The 19,759-nt window shown below is 40.8% G+C and carries 20 protein-coding genes, 1 tRNA gene and 2 pseudogenes; 19 read left to right on the forward strand and 4 right to left on the reverse strand.

Annotated features, from left to right (window positions below; all coding sequences use genetic code 11):
* Positions 1–23: 23 nt before the first annotated feature.
* From H5V42_RS09855 to H5V42_RS09865, 3 genes and pseudogenes are all read left to right on the forward strand, one after another.
* Positions 24–98: transfer RNA gene (locus H5V42_RS09855), tRNA-Pro, on the forward strand.
* Positions 99–349: 251 nt separating this feature from the next.
* Positions 350–811 carry an Arm DNA-binding domain-containing protein gene (locus H5V42_RS15390; RefSeq protein WP_185782990.1) on the forward strand — a complete coding sequence of 154 codons (462 nt, stop codon included), beginning with the start codon at positions 350–352 and terminating at the stop codon, positions 809–811.
* A pseudogene (locus tag H5V42_RS09865) lies at positions 812–1,438 on the forward strand (phage integrase SAM-like domain-containing protein); the annotation flags it as partial.
* A 41-nt stretch (positions 1,439–1,479) separates the two neighbouring features.
* Here the strand turns inward: H5V42_RS09865 and H5V42_RS15225 are convergent.
* From H5V42_RS15225 to H5V42_RS09875, 3 genes and pseudogenes are all read right to left on the reverse strand, one after another.
* Positions 1,480–1,728: pseudogene (locus H5V42_RS15225) on the reverse strand (single-stranded DNA-binding protein); the annotation flags it as partial.
* Positions 1,729–2,663: 935 nt separating this feature from the next.
* Positions 2,664–4,175 carry a DUF1593 domain-containing protein gene (locus H5V42_RS09870; RefSeq protein WP_185782992.1) on the reverse strand — a complete coding sequence of 504 codons (1,512 nt, stop codon included), beginning with the start codon at positions 4,173–4,175 and terminating at the stop codon, positions 2,664–2,666.
* 22 nt (positions 4,176–4,197) lie between these two features.
* Positions 4,198–5,826, reverse strand: coding sequence for a carboxylesterase/lipase family protein (locus tag H5V42_RS09875; RefSeq protein ID WP_185782993.1), 1,629 nt, complete (start codon positions 5,824–5,826; stop codon positions 4,198–4,200).
* 14 nt (positions 5,827–5,840) lie between these two features.
* Between H5V42_RS09875 and H5V42_RS09880 the strand changes: the two genes are divergently transcribed.
* Positions 5,841–6,344: an NUDIX hydrolase gene (locus tag H5V42_RS09880; protein ID WP_185782994.1), complete on the forward strand. Its 504-nt coding sequence runs from the start codon at positions 5,841–5,843 to the stop codon at positions 6,342–6,344.
* A gap of 12 nt (positions 6,345–6,356) precedes the next feature.
* Positions 6,357–6,605 carry an NrtR DNA-binding winged helix domain-containing protein gene (locus tag H5V42_RS09885; protein ID WP_185782995.1) on the forward strand — a complete coding sequence of 83 codons (249 nt, stop codon included), beginning with the start codon at positions 6,357–6,359 and terminating at the stop codon, positions 6,603–6,605.
* 119 nt (positions 6,606–6,724) lie between these two features.
* On the opposite strand, the gene H5V42_RS09890 is transcribed toward H5V42_RS09885, so the two are convergent.
* Complete coding sequence (locus H5V42_RS09890) at positions 6,725–7,636, reverse strand: helix-turn-helix domain-containing protein (protein ID WP_185782996.1); 912 nt, start codon at positions 7,634–7,636, stop codon at positions 6,725–6,727.
* A gap of 183 nt (positions 7,637–7,819) precedes the next feature.
* On the opposite strand from H5V42_RS09890, the gene H5V42_RS09895 reads away from it, so the two are divergent.
* The 14 genes from H5V42_RS09895 to H5V42_RS09960 all read left to right on the forward strand — a co-directional run bounded on the left by H5V42_RS09895 (position 7,820) and on the right by H5V42_RS09960 (position 19,755).
* A complete protein-coding gene (locus H5V42_RS09895) occupies positions 7,820–8,614 on the forward strand; it encodes a hypothetical protein (RefSeq protein ID WP_185783036.1) in 795 nt (264 codons plus the stop codon).
* 43 nt (positions 8,615–8,657) lie between these two features.
* Positions 8,658–9,641, forward strand: coding sequence for an aldo/keto reductase (locus tag H5V42_RS09900; RefSeq protein ID WP_185782997.1), 984 nt, complete (start codon positions 8,658–8,660; stop codon positions 9,639–9,641).
* A 34-nt stretch (positions 9,642–9,675) separates the two neighbouring features.
* On the forward strand, positions 9,676–10,413 hold the full coding sequence (locus H5V42_RS09905; protein ID WP_185782998.1) for a carboxymuconolactone decarboxylase family protein: 738 nt from the start codon (positions 9,676–9,678) through the stop codon (positions 10,411–10,413).
* 7 nt (positions 10,414–10,420) lie between these two features.
* Positions 10,421–11,479, forward strand: a complete 1,059-nt coding sequence (locus tag H5V42_RS09910) for an alpha/beta hydrolase (RefSeq protein ID WP_185782999.1) — start codon at positions 10,421–10,423, stop codon at positions 11,477–11,479.
* Positions 11,476–11,967: a cupin domain-containing protein gene (locus tag H5V42_RS09915; protein ID WP_185783000.1), complete on the forward strand. Its 492-nt coding sequence runs from the start codon at positions 11,476–11,478 to the stop codon at positions 11,965–11,967. The genes H5V42_RS09910 and H5V42_RS09915 overlap by 4 nt, the downstream gene beginning before the upstream one ends.
* Positions 11,968–12,006: 39 nt before the next feature.
* Positions 12,007–13,101, forward strand: coding sequence for an alpha/beta hydrolase (locus tag H5V42_RS09920; protein WP_185783001.1), 1,095 nt, complete (start codon positions 12,007–12,009; stop codon positions 13,099–13,101).
* Positions 13,102–13,105: 4 nt separating this feature from the next.
* Positions 13,106–13,537 carry a putative quinol monooxygenase gene (locus tag H5V42_RS09925; protein ID WP_185783002.1) on the forward strand — a complete coding sequence of 144 codons (432 nt, stop codon included), beginning with the start codon at positions 13,106–13,108 and terminating at the stop codon, positions 13,535–13,537.
* Between the two features lie 495 nt (positions 13,538–14,032).
* Complete coding sequence (locus tag H5V42_RS09930; RefSeq protein ID WP_185783003.1) at positions 14,033–14,878, forward strand: DUF4440 domain-containing protein; 846 nt, start codon at positions 14,033–14,035, stop codon at positions 14,876–14,878.
* 59 nt (positions 14,879–14,937) lie between these two features.
* The gene (locus H5V42_RS09935; RefSeq protein ID WP_241731873.1) at positions 14,938–15,351 is read left to right on the forward strand and encodes a nuclear transport factor 2 family protein; all 414 of its coding nucleotides are present in this window, start codon (positions 14,938–14,940) and stop codon (positions 15,349–15,351) included.
* A 30-nt stretch (positions 15,352–15,381) separates the two neighbouring features.
* The gene (locus H5V42_RS09940) at positions 15,382–17,001 is read left to right on the forward strand and encodes a carboxylesterase/lipase family protein (protein ID WP_185783005.1); all 1,620 of its coding nucleotides are present in this window, start codon (positions 15,382–15,384) and stop codon (positions 16,999–17,001) included.
* Positions 17,002–17,045: 44 nt separating this feature from the next.
* Positions 17,046–18,170 carry an aldo/keto reductase gene (locus H5V42_RS09945; protein WP_185783006.1) on the forward strand — a complete coding sequence of 375 codons (1,125 nt, stop codon included), beginning with the start codon at positions 17,046–17,048 and terminating at the stop codon, positions 18,168–18,170.
* Between the two features lie 41 nt (positions 18,171–18,211).
* Positions 18,212–18,595, forward strand: a complete 384-nt coding sequence (locus H5V42_RS09950) for a helix-turn-helix domain-containing protein (protein ID WP_185783007.1) — start codon at positions 18,212–18,214, stop codon at positions 18,593–18,595.
* Entirely contained in the window at positions 18,592–19,194 is a 603-nt protein-coding gene (locus tag H5V42_RS09955; RefSeq protein ID WP_185783008.1) for a flavodoxin family protein, read from the forward strand. Before H5V42_RS09950 ends, H5V42_RS09955 begins: the two co-directional genes overlap by 4 nt.
* 96 nt (positions 19,195–19,290) lie before the next feature.
* A complete protein-coding gene (locus tag H5V42_RS09960) occupies positions 19,291–19,755 on the forward strand; it encodes a (2Fe-2S)-binding protein (RefSeq protein ID WP_185783009.1) in 465 nt (154 codons plus the stop codon).
* Positions 19,756–19,759: the final 4 nt, after the last annotated feature.

Consider the following 19,759-nt stretch of genomic DNA (forward strand, 5'->3'; position numbering starts at 1 on the left):
TGCTATTTTTGCATCCCAAAATTCGGGATGTGGCGCAGTCCGGTTAGCGTACACGGCTGGGGGCCGTGTGGTCGCAGGTTCAAATCCTGTCATCCCGACAAATTATAGTATCAATCTATAGCAAAAACCTGTTAATCGTATGATTATCAGGTTTTTTCGTTTTTAGGGATATCAAAACATATCATTTAATCCTAATAGAAATGTCAACAAATCGGTCAACAAATTTAAAACTGTAAAAGTGTTGACCTATTTGTTAAAAAGCCAAATGCGTTGACTAAATAAATGTATCTTTATAAGTGATTTGACTTTCGTCTGATAACAAAATAAATGTTAATTAAAAGACGAAATCGTGAAGACATCTTCAACATTCAGTATTCTCTTCTGGGTAGATTTTTCCAGAGTCAAAAACAATCAGGCCTCACTTTATGCTAGAATTACCGTAAATGGTAAACGGGCAGTCATTAGTTTAAAACGGAAAATTTTAATATCGGGCTGGGATGTGCATAAAAACCGAGCTAAAGGGACTAGCCAAAAATCGAGAATACTTAACAGCTATTTGGACGAGACCTATAATCACTTATTTCAGTGCTACCGAGATTTAAAGACTGATAATAAGCTAATTACCGCACAGGCAGTTAAGGCAAGATTCCTTCGGGTAGATGATGCCCATCGTTCGGTTACGGATATTATTGCTTACCATAACGAGGACATGAGGGGCAAGTTAAAATGGGGAACCCAAAAAAATTATTTCACCACACAAAAATATGTTTCCAAATTCCTACTAAAAACTTATAAGTCCTCGGATATGTAATTGAGTGAACTCGACTATGACTTTATCATAAAATTTGAAAAATTTCTAAGGTCTTACGTACCTGAAGACCATCAACAGAGAATGGGTAACAATACTGTGATGAAACATATAGCACATTTCAGAAAATTAATCAACCTTTCTCTAAAATTGGAATGGATACATCGTGATCCCTTTATCAACTTCGAATCAAAATATATTAAAACGGAAAGAGGCTTTTTAAGACTTGACGAACTTCAAGCAATAGAAGAAAAGTCCTTTGCCACAACTAGACTTCAGCTGGTAAAGGATTTGTTTGTTTTTAGTTGCTATACGAGTTTGAGTTATATCGATGTAATTAACCTGACCGGAGAAAACCTATGTATTGGAATAGATGGCGAACTTTGGATATATTATCGTCGAGAAAAGACAACTAAGCCTATTCGAGTTCCATTATTACCAAAAGCACTTGAAATTGTTGAAAAATATAAGAGCAATAAAAAATCTATTTCACAAGACACCATATTCCCTAAAATCACTAACCAAAAGCTAAATTCCTATTTAAAGGAAATAGCAGATGTATGTGGTATTCAAAAGAACCTCACATTTCATATCGCTAGACATACTTTTGCAACAACGGTAACGCTGAGTAATGGTATGCCCATTGAGACAGTTTCAAAATTATTAGGTCATTCTAGAATAGCGACAACTCCGATTTCTTTGCCTTTTCCGGCATATTTCTCTATAATTTCAGCCGTCTTGCCCCAAGCTACGATGGTGTGCCAGTTGGTTTCCGTTTGTTTCTCCCCCTTTGAGTCTTTGTAATACTCATTGGTGGCTAGTGAAAAACGGGCTACTTTTTTGCCGCTTTCCAAGTTTGTAATGGTTGGTTCCTGTCCAACATTTCCGATTAACTGTACATGATTTTTGATACTACTCATAATTGAAAAATTTAAGATTAAACATTTGATTCAAACTATTTTAAAAGTGATTTACTTATTATACCTAGAGCGTTTTCCTTTTTGTTGTTTTTTAATTTTTGTTCCGTTTCATTTTTGAGAATTTGGTATGATTTCATGATTTCCGGTATTTGATTTACTTCCCACAGAGCCGTCGCTGTCACCTTTTTTTGTTGCTTGCACTTTTACAATATTCAGGCTTGGTAAGACGTATAAATAAGTGGGGCAGGGGCCCCCTGGTTTATGCCGTTGTGCAAGAATGAATGTTGTTTTTTTGCCGTCAAAAAAAGGGGAATGGTGCCGGTTCGGGTAGTGGGTTAAATACCTTGAAGTAGTGTAATTTTAAATTCTGTTGAAGCGGAATAAAACACTATATATCAAATTCAGTTCAAGCGGACTTAATTCACGGTTTTGACTTGCAATGAAGCGTTCCTTCCCAGAGCATCGGGAAAGGTTAGCGGAATGCAAAGTTAAAAGCGGGGATTGTGTTCAAGACATTTTCTAGAGAAGCTCTTTGCCCATAGTGCAGCTTTTAGCGAAATGAATTGGCAATGTGCTGAACGACTAGTGCAGTCTAGGATTTTGAGCTAAGTAATATAAATCTATACTATAGCTATATTTTTCAAAGCATAGCTTAAACTATAGCTACAGAGTACGCTGCTTATAGTCCAAAGCTTATGAGTTTTATTGTGAGGACGGGTTTAATTTCAGTTTTAAATTTGAGAGTATTAGAAATTTCACTCAATTTTGAGTGGTGGTATATTTAGAAGTTACGTATTAAATTTTAGGTAGGATGTTTATAGTTAATGTCAAGTACCTATCTGAAGAAAGGCTTTCCCCTAGTGTAGCCGTCCCTAAAAATAGGAAATACTTCCGGTCCTTTTTAAAATAAACTAATTATTACTTAGTAAAGCATTTCATTTTATTGTAAAAATCACTCTTTTGTAGCGTGTTAAAGAGGGGAAACCCGTATCACTACCTTCAACTATAATGTGATATTCCTCACCTGCTTTGGCGGTTTCGGGTAGTTGTACGGTGGCCAACCCTTTTTCGTCATCATAGGTAACATCAGCGGTGCCATCACCGGCTTCTGCATAGGGCCAGACAGCGAACCAAACTTTATGACCGTCGGGGTCACTGTATGTTGGGTTCAACGTTATTTTTTCTCCTGCTTTGGCCTTTATAGAAGTTCCTTCAAAGACTTTTATTTCCGGGGCATGATTGGCATCCGCAAACGATTTTACTGCCCAATCTGCCCGGGCGGCGAAATCCAATTGCATAGCTTTAATCCAACGGGTCTGTGGATAGCTGGTATCCATCTTACCTGTTTCAGGATTCAAGTCAGAAGCAGCTTCACCATCTTCATAGCGGTACGAGTTATCTACAGATTGCTCAAAACGGCCGCTCCATCCCCCTCTAGAAGGGTCTTCGTAATTGGCCAGACCTACATCGACCAAGTGCAGAAAGGCAGGTGAATCTCCTTCGGAAATAAAATCATATTTTGAAAAACTACCGCGTTCGGTTTGAGTTATCTTTGAGATATCTCCCTCAAAATGGTTAGGGTCGCCTTCCTGTTTTTGTCCATCTCCATAAGAATAATATTTTTCAAAAAGTGGCCCGTGGTTGTTGATAATATTTGGTCCCATAAAAGTGCCTTCCAAATACGGTTGTTGACTTTTCGGTACGACCATTTTCCAAGGATAGGCAAAACACCAAAATTGGTTGGCGTTATAAAATACACGAATCTTGGGCCAGTTGGGACCAATATATTTTTGATAAGTGGCATCTTGATCCATAATGGTATAGATTATCGCCTTTTTGGAAACCTTATCTTTTATGGTCTCCCAATCCTTACTTTTTGAGTAATCCTCTTCAATTGATTTTAAGGCTCGGGCAATGGTATTGGTGCCGCCCCAGGCTTGCAAAAAGATTTCACGCTCGTCATCATCCAATAATTTTTCTGCAATCAATTTCGATCCCTCGGTACGTTTTTCCATCTCGCCTTCAAAATCGATGTTTCCAACTCGGACTAAACTCAGCAGATTTTCAGGGCTCGGATAATCTTTATCATGCAGCAACAAATTCGGATGGACCTTGGCATATTCCGCCAAAAGTTTCTCGATCCATTGAGTGCCCGGCCATCGTAAATCCGTTAAATTTTCGCCATAGATATTGCGGGTCATTTCCATTTCAGAGGTAAAAGGTGTTCCCTTTCCATCTCCTTTCCAATGCCACATCGAGCTCGAATATACCAAGCCTTGGGTTTCGAACTCGTTGGTATACAAAAGGAATCTAATAAAAGTGTCCACATCATCGATTTCACCATCGGTGGTGACAATGGTTCTCAGTTTTTCAGAAACCGTTTGGGCATAGGTCGTTGACGAAAACCCGACATTTATCAGTAAAAGATAAAAACCTATTTTTTTCATTTCAAACGGAATTTTTAGGAAATCAATTTTTATATACCTCGTCCAAAAACAGGTAACGGGCATCGTTTTCTGCATTTTTTGAGCCACTTTCGGTATCGATGACCATCACAGGCGGAGTAGCATCATTGGCTTTGGCATTTGGCCAATCGGGTAGATTTTCCCCGTTTGGATTGCCAGTCTTCACAAAATTGGCGAAAAAGTTCAACATGGTTTCGGAGGCTTTGAAATCATCCGTTGTCCAAGCATAATCGTCCACTAAATTCAAGTTGCCCATGACGTACTCGATTTCGGCGGCATGCGGTGCACCGATGGGTTCGGGCATTTGGGGAGCATCCGAATCTTTTTCGACCGTACCTCCGGCCAGTCCCGAGGCCAAGTTTTTATCTCGTAAGGGCGGGCGAAGTTTGCTGTACAAATAACGGTACACGGGTTGGTCGCTATTCTTCCGATGCAGGTCGAACCACTTCCAGGTACTATACACGATAAATCGGTCGGATGCCAGATCGGTCGCCGAACGTTCTATTTCCTTTTCGGAACCGCTTGGGTATAATTTTAATACTTCGGCATTTTTTTCTGGATAGGTCTCCTTGACCTTGACCACATAATTTTCTTTGGAATAAAGCCCTTGGGTAAACGCCATTCCGGGAATTTCGGCGGAATTCCATCCCAATATTAAAGGTACCTGTGCTTGCTCTTTGGCTTCAAAAATTTCAGGTAGCGATTTTGGTAAAAAATAACCTTCGATGACCATTGGGAAACCAAAGCGTTGAGATGCGTTATATATTTCGTAGATATCGCGAGTAGGTAACTTTCTGAATTCCGTAATACTCGAATATCCGGCATTTTTCAGAAATTCCTGGCCTTGGTTTTCCGCTTCCGCCAGCGGCACCGGTGCCATGGTAGGGTGTATCGCGGCACCACTTTCGCCAATGGCTCCCGCAATCAAATCTTTGCTCAACGGAGAGGCCATATGCACACTTACACCTATAGATCCGGCAGATTCCCCCGCTATTGTCACCCTTTTAGGGTCTCCTCCAAAAGCGTCAATATTCTTTTGCACCCATTGCAAGGCCATGTGCTGATCCATTTGACCATAGTTGCCCGAAGCCTTATAGGGCGATTCTGCACTTAGGTCCGGATGGGCCAAATTGCCAAAAACGTTCAATCTATAATTGGTCGTAACGACCACTATGCCTTTTTTGGCCATGCTTTCGCCATCATAGCGATTTTCCGAAGCATCACCTGCTACATTTCCGCCGCCATAGAAATAGACCATTACCGGTAAATCTTTCATATTCCTTGTGGTGGGTGTCCAAATATTCAGATATAAACAATCTTCGCTCACACCATCGGAGCGTGATTTCATATTGCCAAAGACCATTGTCTGCATGGGACGAGGACCAAATGTTTTTGTTTCTCTTACGCCCTCCCAATTATCCATAGGCTGGGGAGCTTTCCATCGCAATTCTCCAACCGGCGGTTTGGCAAAAGGAACCCCGAAATAAGTTTGGATACCTGTGTGCGTATTGTAGCTACCTTCGATGATGCCGTTTTTAATTTTTGTTTGGACGTCAAAGGAATTTTTGGTCTGGGAAAATATTTTACTGTTCGACATTATTAGGAGTACACTAAGGATAAGAATATTTTTCATGTCAAAATCATTTATTGTCTCAGTTTGTTACAATAATACTTTGTTTTTCCGGATATTTTCGACTTCTTTTGAAAATAATATCATTTTTGGTACAAAAAAAGAAAAAGCAATTACCTTCAATTGAGGAGTTTATGCCCTACTTGGCTTATGATTTCGTCATTTTGGACTTTAATGGCAAACAGCTTCAAATTATTATTTTGGAGTACCACAATACAGGATTTTTCGCCCTTCCGGGAGGATTCGTAAAACACGATGAGCATGTTGTCAGTGCCATTAAAAAGGCTGTGAGGGAACGAGCGGGTCTTGATACTATTTATCTAGAACAGTTTCACACTTTTGGTAGTGCATCGCGCTCTGCCCTCGGATGTCATGAGGACCATTTTAGAGGTCAATGGGATAACCATTGGATGTTGGATCGGTTCATTTCCATCGTCTACTACGCTTTGATAAATTTTAATCATGTATCACCCAAGCCCGACGAACTTTCGGATTCCATTGATTGGTATGTTGTGGTTTAGTTACCTCCATTGATGATAGGCCATCAAGAAATAGCCGAAAATGCCTTGGAGACTTTAAAAGATAATCCTGATAGGAAGTTGGTCGGCATGAACCTTCTGCCCGAAAAGTTAACTATGAAAGAACTCCAAAAAGTCTATGAGGTAATATTTAGTGAAAATTACGCCGGACTATCTTTCAAAAAAAATGTAGAGCATGGATATTTTATTGTGACCCGAGAAGTTGTTCGTGGGTGGGGCACACAACGCACCTTATTTATGTAGTTTTAAGGCTTGTAATCTTTTATAAAAACTAAAATTAAGACCTTTTTAAAATCTGTTATAAAAGTAATGTTGTAGTCTATTTTTTTGAAAAACAAACTGATTTATTCACAACTTCGGTTCTAGTTCAAACTCCGAAATTCACTAGGCGAATGTCCTACCCTTTGTTTAAAGAGCCTTGTGAAATGTTGTGGATATTTAAACCCTAATTCATATGCTATCTCACTTAAAGATTTTGATGGATCAAATACGCGTTCCTTAGCAACTTCTATCAGCTTGTTCTGGATGTACTCTTGGGCAGATTTTCCCGTTTCCTTTTTCACCAAATCTCCAAAATAGTTGGGCGAAAGGTGCATTTTTTCTGCAAAGTAACCCACAGTTGGAGTGCCATTCTTTTGCGGTTTATCGGATGAAAAGTACTGGCTCAACAAAACATCGAATCTCTCCAAAGAACTTATATTTTCTACCTCTCGTGTAATGAATTGTCTATCATAAAAACCAGTGCAATAATCCAAAAAGAGTTCAATGTTGGCTACGATCAACTTTTTACTGTGCTTGTCCAAGTTTTGTTCCAACTCAAACTGTATTTTTTCGATCAAACTTAGAATCACTTTTCGTTCTTTATTGGAAAGATGGAGTGCTTCGTTGCTTGAATAGGAGAAAAAACTATAGCTATGTAATTTTTTTCCCAATTCCGTACCTATCAATAAATCAGGGTGGAATAGTATTGCATACCCCTTGGGCACATAATCAGGGTCAAAACCGCTTAATTCAATGGTTTGACCGGGAGCCATAAAGACAAGGGTTCCCTCATCATAATCGTATGGCTTCCCTCCGTAATACATTTTGCATCCCTTGGCATCCTTCAAGAAAACAGCATAGCAATTATAATGAAAGGCATCATAATCTTTGTTTTCGTAGCCTTCTTTGTTTACGTTCTCAAAATCAACAATACCCACCAAAGGGTGCAACACCTCTTGTTTTCTCAAATTAAGATAATCTCCAACGGTATTTATGTGCAATACATTTTTCATTGACTTCTAACTTTTAGTTAAAGATAGGCCATTGATTACCAGTTATTCAAGCGGTTGGCGTAAAATCTGTAATAGTGGTAGGTATAACCGTAATTTGGGTAAGTTCAAGCATGTGGACAACCTATACTTTTGAAAAAAATTCTTTACCAATACCTTGAGCCACTTGAACAACAAATGAACTTTATGAAAAAACAGTTTCACCATTTACAAATGATTACTCTTTATGTGTTTCGTATGTTACCTGTGTTGGTATGGGGGCAATTGGAATATAAACCGTTTCTTGACAATTTTAGAGGTACGGCAAGTGTTACCCATAATGGTATTTCATTGGTACCCTCCTTCTCTTTGGGCGAACCCGCGGCCATTTTTGATGTAAAAATGACCAAGGGAAAATTCAGTTTTGAACCCGATATGCGATTTGCATTGGAAGGTAAACCATGGTCCTTTTTATTTTGGTTTCGATACAAGGCAATTCAAAAAAAACGTTTTACGTTGCGGATCGGGGCGCATCCTGCATTGAATTTTAGAACGGTCAATGTCATTCGTAATGGGGCCAACGAGGAATTGATAGAATCTCGACGCTTTTTGGCATCCGAAATTGTACCCAATTATAAAATTTCTGATAAAGTAAGTGTAGGAATGTACTACCTTACAGCAAGAGGCTTTGATGAAGGACTTAGAAGTTCAGATTTTTTAACAGTTAACGCATCTTTCACAAATTTGTCCATATCAGAAAAGTTATATTTCAATGTATCTCCCCAGGCCTATTACTTGCGTCTTGACGACAAAACGGGGTATTACGTTGTTGCTTTCATAACATTGGCAAAAAAGGATTTTCCACTTTCAATTTCATCGATTTTGAACAAAGCTATAGACACGCAAATAGTTCCAGAGGATGATTTTATTTGGAACATATCCTTGAACTATAGTTTTGGCGGAAATAAAAAAGTCCCTAAAAAGAGCGTCCAGAAAATTTAGTGCCAATATATTTCATTCACTGTCCTGTAAAAAAATATAAAAAATGAAAACAAGAACATTAGGAAAGAATCTGAAAGTATCGGAAATCGGCCTCGGTTGTATGGGGATGAGTTTTGGATATGGCCCTGCGAAGGATGAAAAGGAAATGATTCAGTTGATCCGTAAAGCAGTTGAAATGGGGGTAACCTTTTTTGATACCGCCGAAGTGTACGGACCCTACTTTAATGAAGAATTGGTAGGAAAGGCTTTGAATCCTTTTAAGAACCAAGTACAAATAGCGACAAAATTTGGTTTTGGTTATCAAGATGGAAAAGTGACGGGCTTGGACAGTAGTCCTAACACTATTCGAAATATGGTGGATGCTTCCTTACAGCGTTTACAGGTAGATACTATAGATTTATTGTATCAGCATCGGGTTGACCCAAAGGTTCCCATTGAGGAAGTTGCGGGTACAGTTAAAGATTTAATAGCTGAGGGAAAAGTGCTACATTTTGGACTTTCAGAAGCAGGTGTCGAAGTAATCAAAAAAGCACATTCGGAGCAACCGGTTACTGCCTTGCAAAGCGAATACTCATTGTTTTGGCGGGAGCCGGAAGAAGAAATCATGCCCGTATTGGAAGCATTGGGTATCGGTTTTGTACCTTTTAGTCCCTTGGGGAAAGGATTTTTGACAGGCAAAATAGATAGGAACGCCAGTTTTTCCGATAATGATTTTAGAAGTACCGTGCCTCGATTTTCCAAAGAGAACCTGAGGGATAATTTTGCTTTGGTAGATTTGGTTACGACTTTTGCCAAGGAAAAAGAGGTCACTCCGGCACAAGTTGCTTTGGCTTGGATCCTTTATCAAAAACCATGGATCGTACCCATTCCCGGTACTACAAAGTCTTCAAGGCTGGAAGAAAATTTAGGGGCGACCGGTATTACTTTTACAGATGGGGAACTGCAACTAATTACAGAGGCCACCTCAAAGATTGATTTGGTGGGTGAACGCTATTCCGAAGCGAATCAGAAAATGATAAACCGATAGTAAGTAGCGAAAAATTAAAAATAATAGCAAAAGGATGAAACAGCTTATAACAATTGGTATTGCCATAGTGATTACTGCGTTTCTTGGCGTCACAAATCAAGTGAATGCCCAATCCAAGGATAATACAACCGTGAATTTGGATGCGAAGCAACAATCCATAATTGCCATTGCCTCACTCACCGCAAAAGGCAACCTGCAAACTTTGGAATCCGCTTTAACGGAAGGTCTGGATGCAGGATTGACCGTAAGAGAAATCAAGGAAGTTATGGTGCATCTATATGCCTATTGTGGATTTCCAAGGAGCTTACGTGGTTTACGGACATTTATCAAAGTTTTGGACGAACGTAAGGCCGAAGGAGTTGACGATCAGCTAGGAGCGGAAGCTACTCCAATAGAAGATAACCGTACAAAATATGAACGGGGAAAAATTAATTTGGAAACCTTGGTACAGGCCAAGTTGGACGGTCCTCCAGCGGATTATGCCCAATTCGCCCCTATCATCGAAGTTTTTTTGAAGGAGCATCTATTTGCGGATATTTTTGATCGGGACATTTTGGATTATCAGCAAAGGGAACTGGTCACGGTTTCCGTTTTGGCAACGATCGGCGATGTGGAACCCATGTTGCGTTCGCACATGAACATCTGTTTAATACAGGGTATCACGCCAACTCAATTACAGGAATTACTCGATGTAGTGGGGAAAAATATAGATCATGAAAAAATCGATTCGGCCAAAAAAGTATTGAACGAATTATTGGAATCTAAAAAGTAGTAAGGAAATGAAATATATAGGATTATTCATTTTAATGAGTCTGTTATCAATACATCAGTCGATTAGGGCACAAAGCGAAAAAAACCCTTTTGGATTGGTATATAAGGGAGCAATTACGGAGAATGTGGATAGAAAAGTCAACATACATCCTGTTACCTACAAACTGAACGGAATCGATATTGCGGCCAATGTTTATACACCAGCCAATTATGACCGGAAAAATAAATATCCGGCAATAACAATTGCACATCCTAACGGAGGGATAAAGGAACAGACAGCAGGCCTATATGCACAGCATTTGGCAGAGGCCGGTTACATTACTATTACGGCAGATGCTGCTTATCAGGGTGCAAGTGGGGGCCAGCCGCACCATACGGACAAACCCCAATTTCGTACCGAAGATATCCGAGGAATGGCCGATTTTATTTCACAGTATCCTGGGGTCGATAGAGAACGTTTAGGTGCTTTGGGCATTTGTGGCGGCGGAGGCTATACGTTGAAAGCGGTCCAATCGGATAAACGGTTTAAAGCAGTGGCAACCCTGAGTATGTTCAATACAGGAATTGTACGAAAAAATGGGTTTTTGAGTTCGCAGATTTCGACCATTCAAAAAAGGCTAAAGCAAGCTTCAAAGGCAAGAGCACAGGAGGCTGGGGGCGGCGAAATCGTTTATTCCGGTGTAGACGGTATTACCGACGAAGAACTAGCAAAAGTTTCAACGCTTTTTTATCGTCAAGGCTATGAATATTATTTTAGGACCCACGCCCACCCCAATTCGACGTTTCTTTACACCACAAGCAGTTTAATGGATTTAATGGCTTGGAATGCTACCGACGATATTGAGCTCATAGACCAACCTTTATTAATGATTGCTGGCAGCAATGCCCAAACACTATATTTGACCTTGGATGCTTTTCCAAAGGCGACCAATGCGAAAAGCAAGGACTTGTTCCTTATCGAAGGTGCAACGCATATAGAAACCTATTGGAAGCCAGAATATGTGAATCAAGCCGTAAATAAATTAGTGGACTTTTACCAAAACCATCTTTCAACTACAGACCTATGAACAGAAAAAATCTTTTAGCGATTATATTGATGGGAACGTTTATATTTTCCTGCAAGCAGGCAGCCGAGAAAAATCAAACCGTCGATTTGAATTCCCAACAAGAATTGATTTTCCCTAAAGGGGAAAAGGTCACGAACAACAATTTCATTGGGGATGTATGGGTACATATGCAAGTGATGGCGGATAGTGTGAACCAAAATTCAGTGGGAACGGTAACCTTTGATCCCGGGGCTAGGTCCAACTGGCATTCACATCCCAACGGACAGATTATTATGTCTTTAGATGGCGAAGGCTATTATCAGGAAAAAGGTAGTGAGAAAAGAATACTACGAAAAGGCGATGTGGTCAAATGCCCTGCAAACACCCCGCATTGGCACGGTGCAAGCGCAGAAAAACCGTTCATACAAATCGCTATAACAAGTAGAGTTGACGGTCCAACGGAATGGCTACATCCTGTGACCGAAGAACAATATTTAAATGGAAATTAAGAAGTACCTCTATACTTTCAAATTAATAAAATTTTAGTGATGAAAAATATCAAGACAACATTGTTATTGCTTTTAATGGTTCAATTATTGGTAAATGATGCTTATGCTCAAAAGCAGCCCATTACCCTTGTAGAACAAGGCAGTTTTACCGTGGGCGGTAGCGTTAAAACCAGCCCCGGTACTTTTGACCCAATTGCCCATGGGGCATTCAACCCTTCCAATCAGGCTACCGAAGGACAAACCTTGCATGGAGACCATGCCACTGTTTTTTATCAAATTCCTGATAGTTCAAAAAAATTACCCTTGGTTTTTTGGCATGGGTATGGACAGAGCATGCGTACTTGGCAAACGACCCCAGATGGCAGGGAGGGATTTCAAACACTATTTTTAAGGCGTAATTTCCCCATATACCTTATTGACCAGCCCCGTAGGGGATTATCAGGAAGGAGCACGGAACCTACTACGATTTCGGCAGCCACGGATGATCAGTTGTGGTTTGGGATATTTAGATTGGGAACGGGAAGCACATTTTATCCAGATGTTCAGTTTTCTGATGATCCAGAAGCGCTGAACCAGTTCTTTAGGCAAATTACCCCGGATACGGGACCGTTGAACATCAACCTCAACACAGAGGCGGTTTCCACGCTGTTCGATAAGATTGGACCAGGTGTTTTGGTCACCCATTCCCATAGTGGTGGCCAAGGTTGGTTGACGGCCTTAAAAAATGGGAACATAAAAGGCATTGCATCCTATGAACCCGGTAGTAATTTTGTCTTTCCAGAAGGGGAAGTCCCTGAGACCATCCCCTATGTGGGAGGGGCATTAAGTGCGAGAGGCGTACCCATGACAGAATTTAAACGATTGACGGAAATTCCCATTGTTATTTATTATGGGGATTATATACCCAACGAACCTGTAGCGCATCCTGGTCAGGAACAATGGCGAGCCGCCTTGCAAATGGCAAAGCTTTGGACGGCCACAGTGAATAAGCATGGGGGTGATGCCACCTTGGTACACCTTCCAGAAAAGGGTCTTAAGGGAAATACCCATTTTCCAATGTCTGACCTGAACAATGAAAAGGTGGCCGTATTGTTAGCGGAATGGCTAAAAGAAAAAGGGTTGGATAAAAAATGACACTATGCTGACTAAAAAATTGGGGCTGTTGTTGGTATTACTGCATCTGTCTTTAATTGGTTTCGGGCAAAGCGATGATGCCCTAAAAGCGGATACTGATCAAGGGAAAATGATGGTTCGCATTGCGGAACTTGAAATTGGGACGGACTATTTGGATGAATATTTAGAGATACTGAATGAGGAATCGGAAGCATCACTTATGCTGGAGCCCGGGGTAATCTGTATTTACCCCATGTTTCAAAAGGAAAATCCTACACAGATACGACTTTTGGAAATTTATGCCAATCAGGAGGCTTACGAATCGCATTTGAAAACACCTCATTTTCAAAAGTACAAAACAACCACGGCAGAAATGGTAAAGGATTTAAAACTGATCGATATGGAAGCTATTGATCCTGAATCGATGTCTTTGGTTTTTAAAAAATGCAAGTTCTAGTTCGAAATGGGCGAATAACTTTGGATGCTGGAAACTATTAGTTCAACATCCGATACTCCTGAGGGATATACTCCACCATTTTCTTAAAAAGTCTTTTGAAATGCTGTGGATATTAAAAACCAAGATCGCATGTAATTTTATTTAACGATTTATCAAGGTCGGATATTTTTTGTTTCGCTACATGAATCAGGTTATCCTCAATGTTTTTCTTTCATCTAACTTCCTTCTGTTAAATCATGTTCACCATTCAGTGGGTACCCTGTACCTAAATTTAAATTCGGAACAATAATCATCGACCCATATCTAATCTTTTGTATTGGACATAGAAGAAAACTGTTGTTCGAATTTAGTTAATGCTTTGTGAACAAATGGTTTATACCCCTGTAATCCGTAATAATGGTAGGTGAATCCGTAATTGTGGTAAGCCTATCCTATGAATTATACCATAGCTTTGGAAAAGGTAATTTATAATTTAAAACAATTAAATAAAACAAAATGAGAGCATTATTGATAGGCTTGTTTATAGGTGTGCTAAGCATATCTTCCTTTGCGCAAGAAGCTATTTTTCCTATGGGGGCAAAAGCGAAAAACGTACACCATACCGGTGATATTTGGCTTACGCATGTTGTAGATGCTGATGAAACTTTTAAACATAACGTAGCACAAGCGGTTTCAGCACCTGGAGCATTTCTTAACTGGCATTTACATCCAGATGGCCAACAATTGTTGATCACTAACGGAGTAGGTTTTTATCAAGAAAGAGGAAAGGAAGTACAAGTAATGCGAGCTGGTGATGTAATCAAATGCCTTCCCAACGTAGAACATTGGCATGGTGCCACTCCTAAAAGTGCAGTAACCTATTTGGCGATAGGCGGGCCAACACCTACCGAATGGACAGACGAACTTAGTGCTGAGGATTATAACAACATACCGCTTCCTGAAATTAACAATTCAAGTCTTGAAAATGAGATCAAGGAACTTTCCAAGGCCAAATGGAAATGGATGGCCGATAAGGATGTGGACAAGTTGGCCAATTTGTTTCATGACAAATCAAGGTTTGTACACATGAGCGGCTCCTGGAAAAAGGACAGGGAATTGGAAATCATCGAGACGGGAAGCATTTGGTATAAAAATGCCGATGTACAAGATGTGGTCGTGGAAACTTTTGATGATGATACTGTGGTACTTTGGAACAGAATAACACTTACGGCCCATGTTCGGGGAAATGATGTAACTACTGAATTTACGGTCACCGAATTCTATAAAAAAGAAGGCGACGATTGGAAATTATTGGACCTCACCTTTAGTAGCGTTCGTGATACCCATGAAATTGCACATTAATACTTCAGAACTAATAATTTATAAAAATGAACAAAAAAATAATACTAAGTCTATTGGTCATGCTCATCACAGGACAAGTCGCCCTTGCCCAATCGACTGATTTAGAAAAGGAAATCAGAGAGCTGTCCACCCAAAAATGGCAATGGATGGCCGAGAAGGATGCCGATAAATTGGAAGACCTTTTTCATGACAAGGCCAAGTTCGTCCACATGGGCGGCACGTGGGGAAAGGACCGCGAAGTAGAAATCATTAGAGGTGGGTTCATCCACTATAAAAAAGCCGATGTCCATGAAGTAATGGTCGAAGTCTTGAATGATAATACCGTTATACTTTGGAACCAAATTACACTGTTGGCAGTAGTCGGCAGCAATGAAGTGACCAATCCCTTCATGGTAACAGAGGTCTATGTAAAAGAAAATAACAATTGGAAATTGGCCGATTTGACCTTTAGCAAAACAATGACAAGGGAATAACTTGAACAACGTAATTTAATATACACAAAAATGAAAAAATACATTTTAGGATTGGTGGTACTTCTTGGAGTTACTATTTCCGCGCAAGAAAGTACACCCAAAGTAAAGACCGAATTAGGAGTAATTCGAGGCGTCCAGGAAGATGGTGTTGATAGCTTTAAAGGAATACCCTTCGCTGCTCCTCCAGTTGGTGAGTTCCGTTGGAGAGCCCCTCAACCATTATCCCCTTGGGAAGGTGAATTGGATGCTACGGAGTACGGTGCAAACTGCGCACAGTCCGGATGGGGCGGTGCCCCGGGAACCATTAGTGAAGGTTCATCCGAAGATTGCCTGTACCTGAATGTGTGGAAACCCGCTGATGTAAATTCGGGTGCGAACCTGCCGGTCATGGTTTGGATTCATGGTGGAGGCTTTGTTGGAGGAAGTGGTTCCGGAGCTGGAATCGCGGGTGATGAATTTGCGAAGAAGGGAGTGGTTTTAATCACCATTAATTACCGTTTGGGGCGTTTGGGCCATTTTGCATTTCCTGCTTTAAGTGCAGAACATCCTGAAGAACACAAGGGTAGCTATGCTTATATGGATCAGATTGCGGCACTTCAGTGGGTACAAAAGAACATTGCTGCCTTTGGCGGAAATCCAGATAATGTGACAATTTTTGGTTTTTCTGCCGGAGGGGTTTCCGTACATTCTTTGATGACCATTCCAGATGCGAAGGGACTTTTCCATAAGGCCATTAGCGAATCTGGAGGCGCCCGTGACGGAGTACTTACCGGAAGACCGATTAGAGAGGAAAATGCTTCCCCTTTTTATCCCGTTTCCGCGGAGACCATCGGTATCAATTTTGCTAAAAAACATGGCATAGATGGTACCGATGCCGATGCCTTGGCCAAGCTGCGTGCATTGCCTGTAGAAGAAATTGTGGATAGCGGTCAAGAAACGGATGGTGAAGGAGGCCCTAGAATCTATTCAGGACCAATATTGGATGGCAAATTAGTAACGGAAACTGCCGAAAGTGCCTACAACGCTGGTAGACAAATGCAAATACCGTTGATGATCGGATCTAACAGCGCCGAAATTGGGGGTGGCTTTGTCAACAACAGTAAGACAAAAGAAGAACTGTTTTCACTTTTTGGCGATTTTAAGGAAGAAGCGAAGGCTGCCTATGATCCTGATGGTACCAAAGATTTTGAAGAGGTGATTACCAAGTTCAATACCGATTGGGTGTGGGGAGAACCGGGACGTTTTGCCGCTAGGGCTTTTGCGGAGAAAGGGGAACCCACGTTTATTTATCATTTTGGTTTTGTACCCGAACCTATGAAAGAAAGAATGAAATACGGTGCCGGCCATGGTTCCGAAGTTGGCTATGTGTTTAATAATCTTGATGCACGTTGGGGTAATCCAGAGACAACTCCTGAAGATAAAAAAGTGGCGGAAATCATGAATGGGTACTGGGTAAATTTCGCCAAGACCGGAAACCCGAATGGAGATGGATTACCAAACTGGCCAGTCTATACTAAAAATGCAGGTGAAATTATGGATATACAGTTAGATGGTGAAGCCGTTGGAAAACCAGATCCAAGAAAAGCAAGATTGGATGTCGTTGAAAAGGGGGTTAAACTCAGAAACGAATTACAATCACGAGGAATTTAGCCCATTTATTGGGTTTTAAAATATTACGATAACAGCATATTGGCATGGAAAAGAATAGTAATTCAGTAAACAGAAGAAATTTTATATCTAAATCCGCCCTTCTGGGAGCGGGTATGGTGGCAGGCCCAATGGCCTTTGCCAATGGGAAAAATTCACCTGGTACAATTGAGGGTTTAAAAGCAGCTTCCAACCCTGAAAAGCGGATGTTGGGCGCACTTGAGGTCTCGGCAATCGGTCTGGGCTGTATGAGCATGAAAAGTGGCAGCTACAATCCACCAAGAGATACCAAGGATATGATTCCCGTAATCCGTGGGGCTTATGATTTGGGTGTTACCTTTTTTGATACCGCCGAAGTGTACGGCCCGTTTACAGATGAGGAACTGGTAGGCGAGGCACTGCAACCCATTAGGGACAACGTGGTCATTGCCAGTAAATTCGGGTTTGACTTTTCAAATGGAAAAAGGGCAGGTAGAAATAGCAAGCCAGAGCATATTAAAAGCGCTGTAGAGGGCATGTTGAAACGCCTTCGTACCGATCGAATCGATTTGTTGTATCTGCATCGTTTGGATCCAAACGTTCCGATTGAAGAGGTTGCCGGAACGGTCAAGGATTTGATAAAGGAAGGGAAGGCGCTCCATTTCGGACTTTCCGAAGTTTCACCAACGACCATTCGAAAGGCCCATGCCGAGCAGCCCGTTGCTGCCCTTCAGAGCGAATACTCCATTATTCAGCGTGCCCTTGAAAATGAAGTAATAGATACCTGTGGAGAATTGGGCATAGGATTTGTGCCATGGGGACCGGTCTGTCGTGGATTTTTAGGCGATAAGTTCAACGAGCATAGCCGTTTTTCTAGTGACTCCCGCTTATCTCAAGTACCCTATTTTACACCAGAAGCTATTGAAGCTCACATGGAGGTGCTCAGGCTGGTACGCGAATGGGGTCGAAAAAAGGATGCCACTCCGGCCCAAATAGCATTGGCGTGGGTCATGGCACAAAAACCTTTTATTGTTCCTATTCCAGGAACTACGAAACTGCATCATGTGAAACAGAACCAAGGTGCACTGAACGTTACTTTTTCCGATACGGAATTAAAGGAATTCAGGAATGCTTTGGAGAAGATACAACTGGTAGGTGTCCGTGGGCCGGAAACTGCCTTGGTAGATCAATAGAAGAATACGTCAAAAAAACTGTAGTTATCGATATTGAAAATATGGATTCGTCCCTCTCAACAAATCAAAAAACCTATATTCAAATAGCCCAAAATTTTTTGATGCAACTGAGCGGACAATTCCCCATTACAGAGGACACACAACCCATAAAGTTGCGCAAAGCCTCAGATTTTGCGGATATTTTAAATATTCATGTAAATCACTTGAATAGGTCCGTCAAGTTGTATACTGGAAAAACGACTACCCAAAATATAAATGAACGTTTTATTCAGGAAGCAAGGGCATTGGTCAAAAGAAATGACTGGTCAATTACTACCATAGCTACAGTCTTAGGATTTAGGGAAGTAAATCATTTTAGCACCTTTTTTAAAAAACATGTAGGACATACGCCAACAGATTTCAGAAAATTGAAAATTAAAAAATGATAATATCTCGTTTACTATTTATTATTTTCTTGGTATCCGGATGGTGTAGTGCCCAAGGGTACGAGAATAAAGCGGACAACATATTGATTGTCTATTTATCAAGAACAAACAATACTAAGGTTGTGGCCGAAATGATCCATGAAAATTTGGGCGGTGATCTGGTGGCACTGGAATTAAAAAATCCTTATCCGCAAAACTACAAGTCGATTGTGGAACAAGTGGCAGAAGAAAATCGTACCGGGTTTCTTCCGCCCCTAAAAACACAGATAAATATGGACAAGTATGATACCGTTTTTTTAGGCTTCCCCACATGGGGAATGCAACTGCCTCCACCAATTAAAAGCTTTTTGACCCGGCACGACCTTAAGGATAAAACGGTCATTCCTTTTAACACCAATGCTGGGTACGGTATTGGCAGTACCTTTCGAACGGTGGAAAGCCTTTGCTCCGATTGCAACATTTTAGAAGGGTTTGCGGTAACCGGGGGTATTGAGAGAGATGGAATTTACTTGGCCATAAAAGGGAACCGTAAAGTAGAAGTGAAGGAATTACTTGTGGAATGGCTTGAAAAGCTTAAACCACTGACTATCAAAAACTAAAAACAATTAAGATTTTGACTAAGTAGGTAAAAACTGTTTGAATTTCGTAAGCAACACCCAATATATAATCTTTATTTTTAAGTAAATTTTTTAAAAATGGCAATATTCAACTTAAACATCAACGGAGAAACGAAAGAAGTCGACGTTGACCCGGCAACACCTATGCTTTGGGTGCTAAGAGACCATATTAAATTGGTAGGTACTAAATATGGTTGCGGTATTGCTCAATGTGGTGCCTGTACGGTGCATTTAGGTGACAATGCGGTACGTTCTTGCCAATTACCTGTTTCGGCTGTTGGGGAGCAAAAAATCACGACCATTGAAGGACTGTCGGAACATGGTGATCACCCTGTACAAAAAGCTTGGCTGGAAATCGATGTACCCCAATGCGGATATTGCCAGGCAGGGCAGATAATGTCGGCCTCGGCCTTGTTAAAAAGGAATCCCAATCCGTCGGACGAAGAAATTGAAAGCGCTATGAACGGGAATATCTGTAGGTGTGGTACATACACGCGAATCAAAAAAGCAATAAAAACAGCCGCTAGTTCGGAAAACGTTTAATCAA

Origin of the sequence: Croceivirga lutea (assembly GCF_014235875.1) — a bacterium.
Classification (GTDB): Bacteria; Bacteroidota; Bacteroidia; order Flavobacteriales; family Flavobacteriaceae; genus Croceivirga; species Croceivirga lutea.

What these genes read in the sequence shown, in the direction of transcription:
- H5V42_RS09870 (WP_185782992.1), bottom strand. Translation starts at nt 4,175, where the DNA reads ATGAAAAAAATAGGTTTTTATCTTTTACTGATAAATGTCGGGTTTTCG.
- H5V42_RS09875 (WP_185782993.1), bottom strand. Translation starts at nt 5,826, where the DNA reads ATGAAAAATATTCTTATCCTTAGTGTACTCCTAATAATGTCGAACAGT.
- H5V42_RS09885 (WP_185782995.1), top strand. Translation starts at nt 6,357, where the DNA reads ATGATAGGCCATCAAGAAATAGCCGAAAATGCCTTGGAGACTTTAAAA.
- H5V42_RS09890 (WP_185782996.1), bottom strand. Translation starts at nt 7,636, where the DNA reads ATGAAAAATGTATTGCACATAAATACCGTTGGAGATTATCTTAATTTG.
- H5V42_RS09895 (WP_185783036.1), top strand. Translation starts at nt 7,820, where the DNA reads ATGAAAAAACAGTTTCACCATTTACAAATGATTACTCTTTATGTGTTT.
- H5V42_RS09900 (WP_185782997.1), top strand. Translation starts at nt 8,658, where the DNA reads ATGAAAACAAGAACATTAGGAAAGAATCTGAAAGTATCGGAAATCGGC.
- H5V42_RS09905 (WP_185782998.1), top strand. Translation starts at nt 9,676, where the DNA reads ATGAAACAGCTTATAACAATTGGTATTGCCATAGTGATTACTGCGTTT.
- H5V42_RS09910 (WP_185782999.1), top strand. Translation starts at nt 10,421, where the DNA reads ATGAAATATATAGGATTATTCATTTTAATGAGTCTGTTATCAATACAT.
- H5V42_RS09915 (WP_185783000.1), top strand. Translation starts at nt 11,476, where the DNA reads ATGAACAGAAAAAATCTTTTAGCGATTATATTGATGGGAACGTTTATA.
- H5V42_RS09920 (WP_185783001.1), top strand. Translation starts at nt 12,007, where the DNA reads ATGAAAAATATCAAGACAACATTGTTATTGCTTTTAATGGTTCAATTA.
- H5V42_RS09925 (WP_185783002.1), top strand. Translation starts at nt 13,106, where the DNA reads ATGCTGACTAAAAAATTGGGGCTGTTGTTGGTATTACTGCATCTGTCT.
- H5V42_RS09930 (WP_185783003.1), top strand. Translation starts at nt 14,033, where the DNA reads ATGAGAGCATTATTGATAGGCTTGTTTATAGGTGTGCTAAGCATATCT.
- H5V42_RS09935 (WP_241731873.1), top strand. Translation starts at nt 14,938, where the DNA reads ATGCTCATCACAGGACAAGTCGCCCTTGCCCAATCGACTGATTTAGAA.
- H5V42_RS09940 (WP_185783005.1), top strand. Translation starts at nt 15,382, where the DNA reads ATGAAAAAATACATTTTAGGATTGGTGGTACTTCTTGGAGTTACTATT.
- H5V42_RS09945 (WP_185783006.1), top strand. Translation starts at nt 17,046, where the DNA reads ATGGAAAAGAATAGTAATTCAGTAAACAGAAGAAATTTTATATCTAAA.
- H5V42_RS09950 (WP_185783007.1), top strand. Translation starts at nt 18,212, where the DNA reads ATGGATTCGTCCCTCTCAACAAATCAAAAAACCTATATTCAAATAGCC.
- H5V42_RS09955 (WP_185783008.1), top strand. Translation starts at nt 18,592, where the DNA reads ATGATAATATCTCGTTTACTATTTATTATTTTCTTGGTATCCGGATGG.
- H5V42_RS09960 (WP_185783009.1), top strand. Translation starts at nt 19,291, where the DNA reads ATGGCAATATTCAACTTAAACATCAACGGAGAAACGAAAGAAGTCGAC.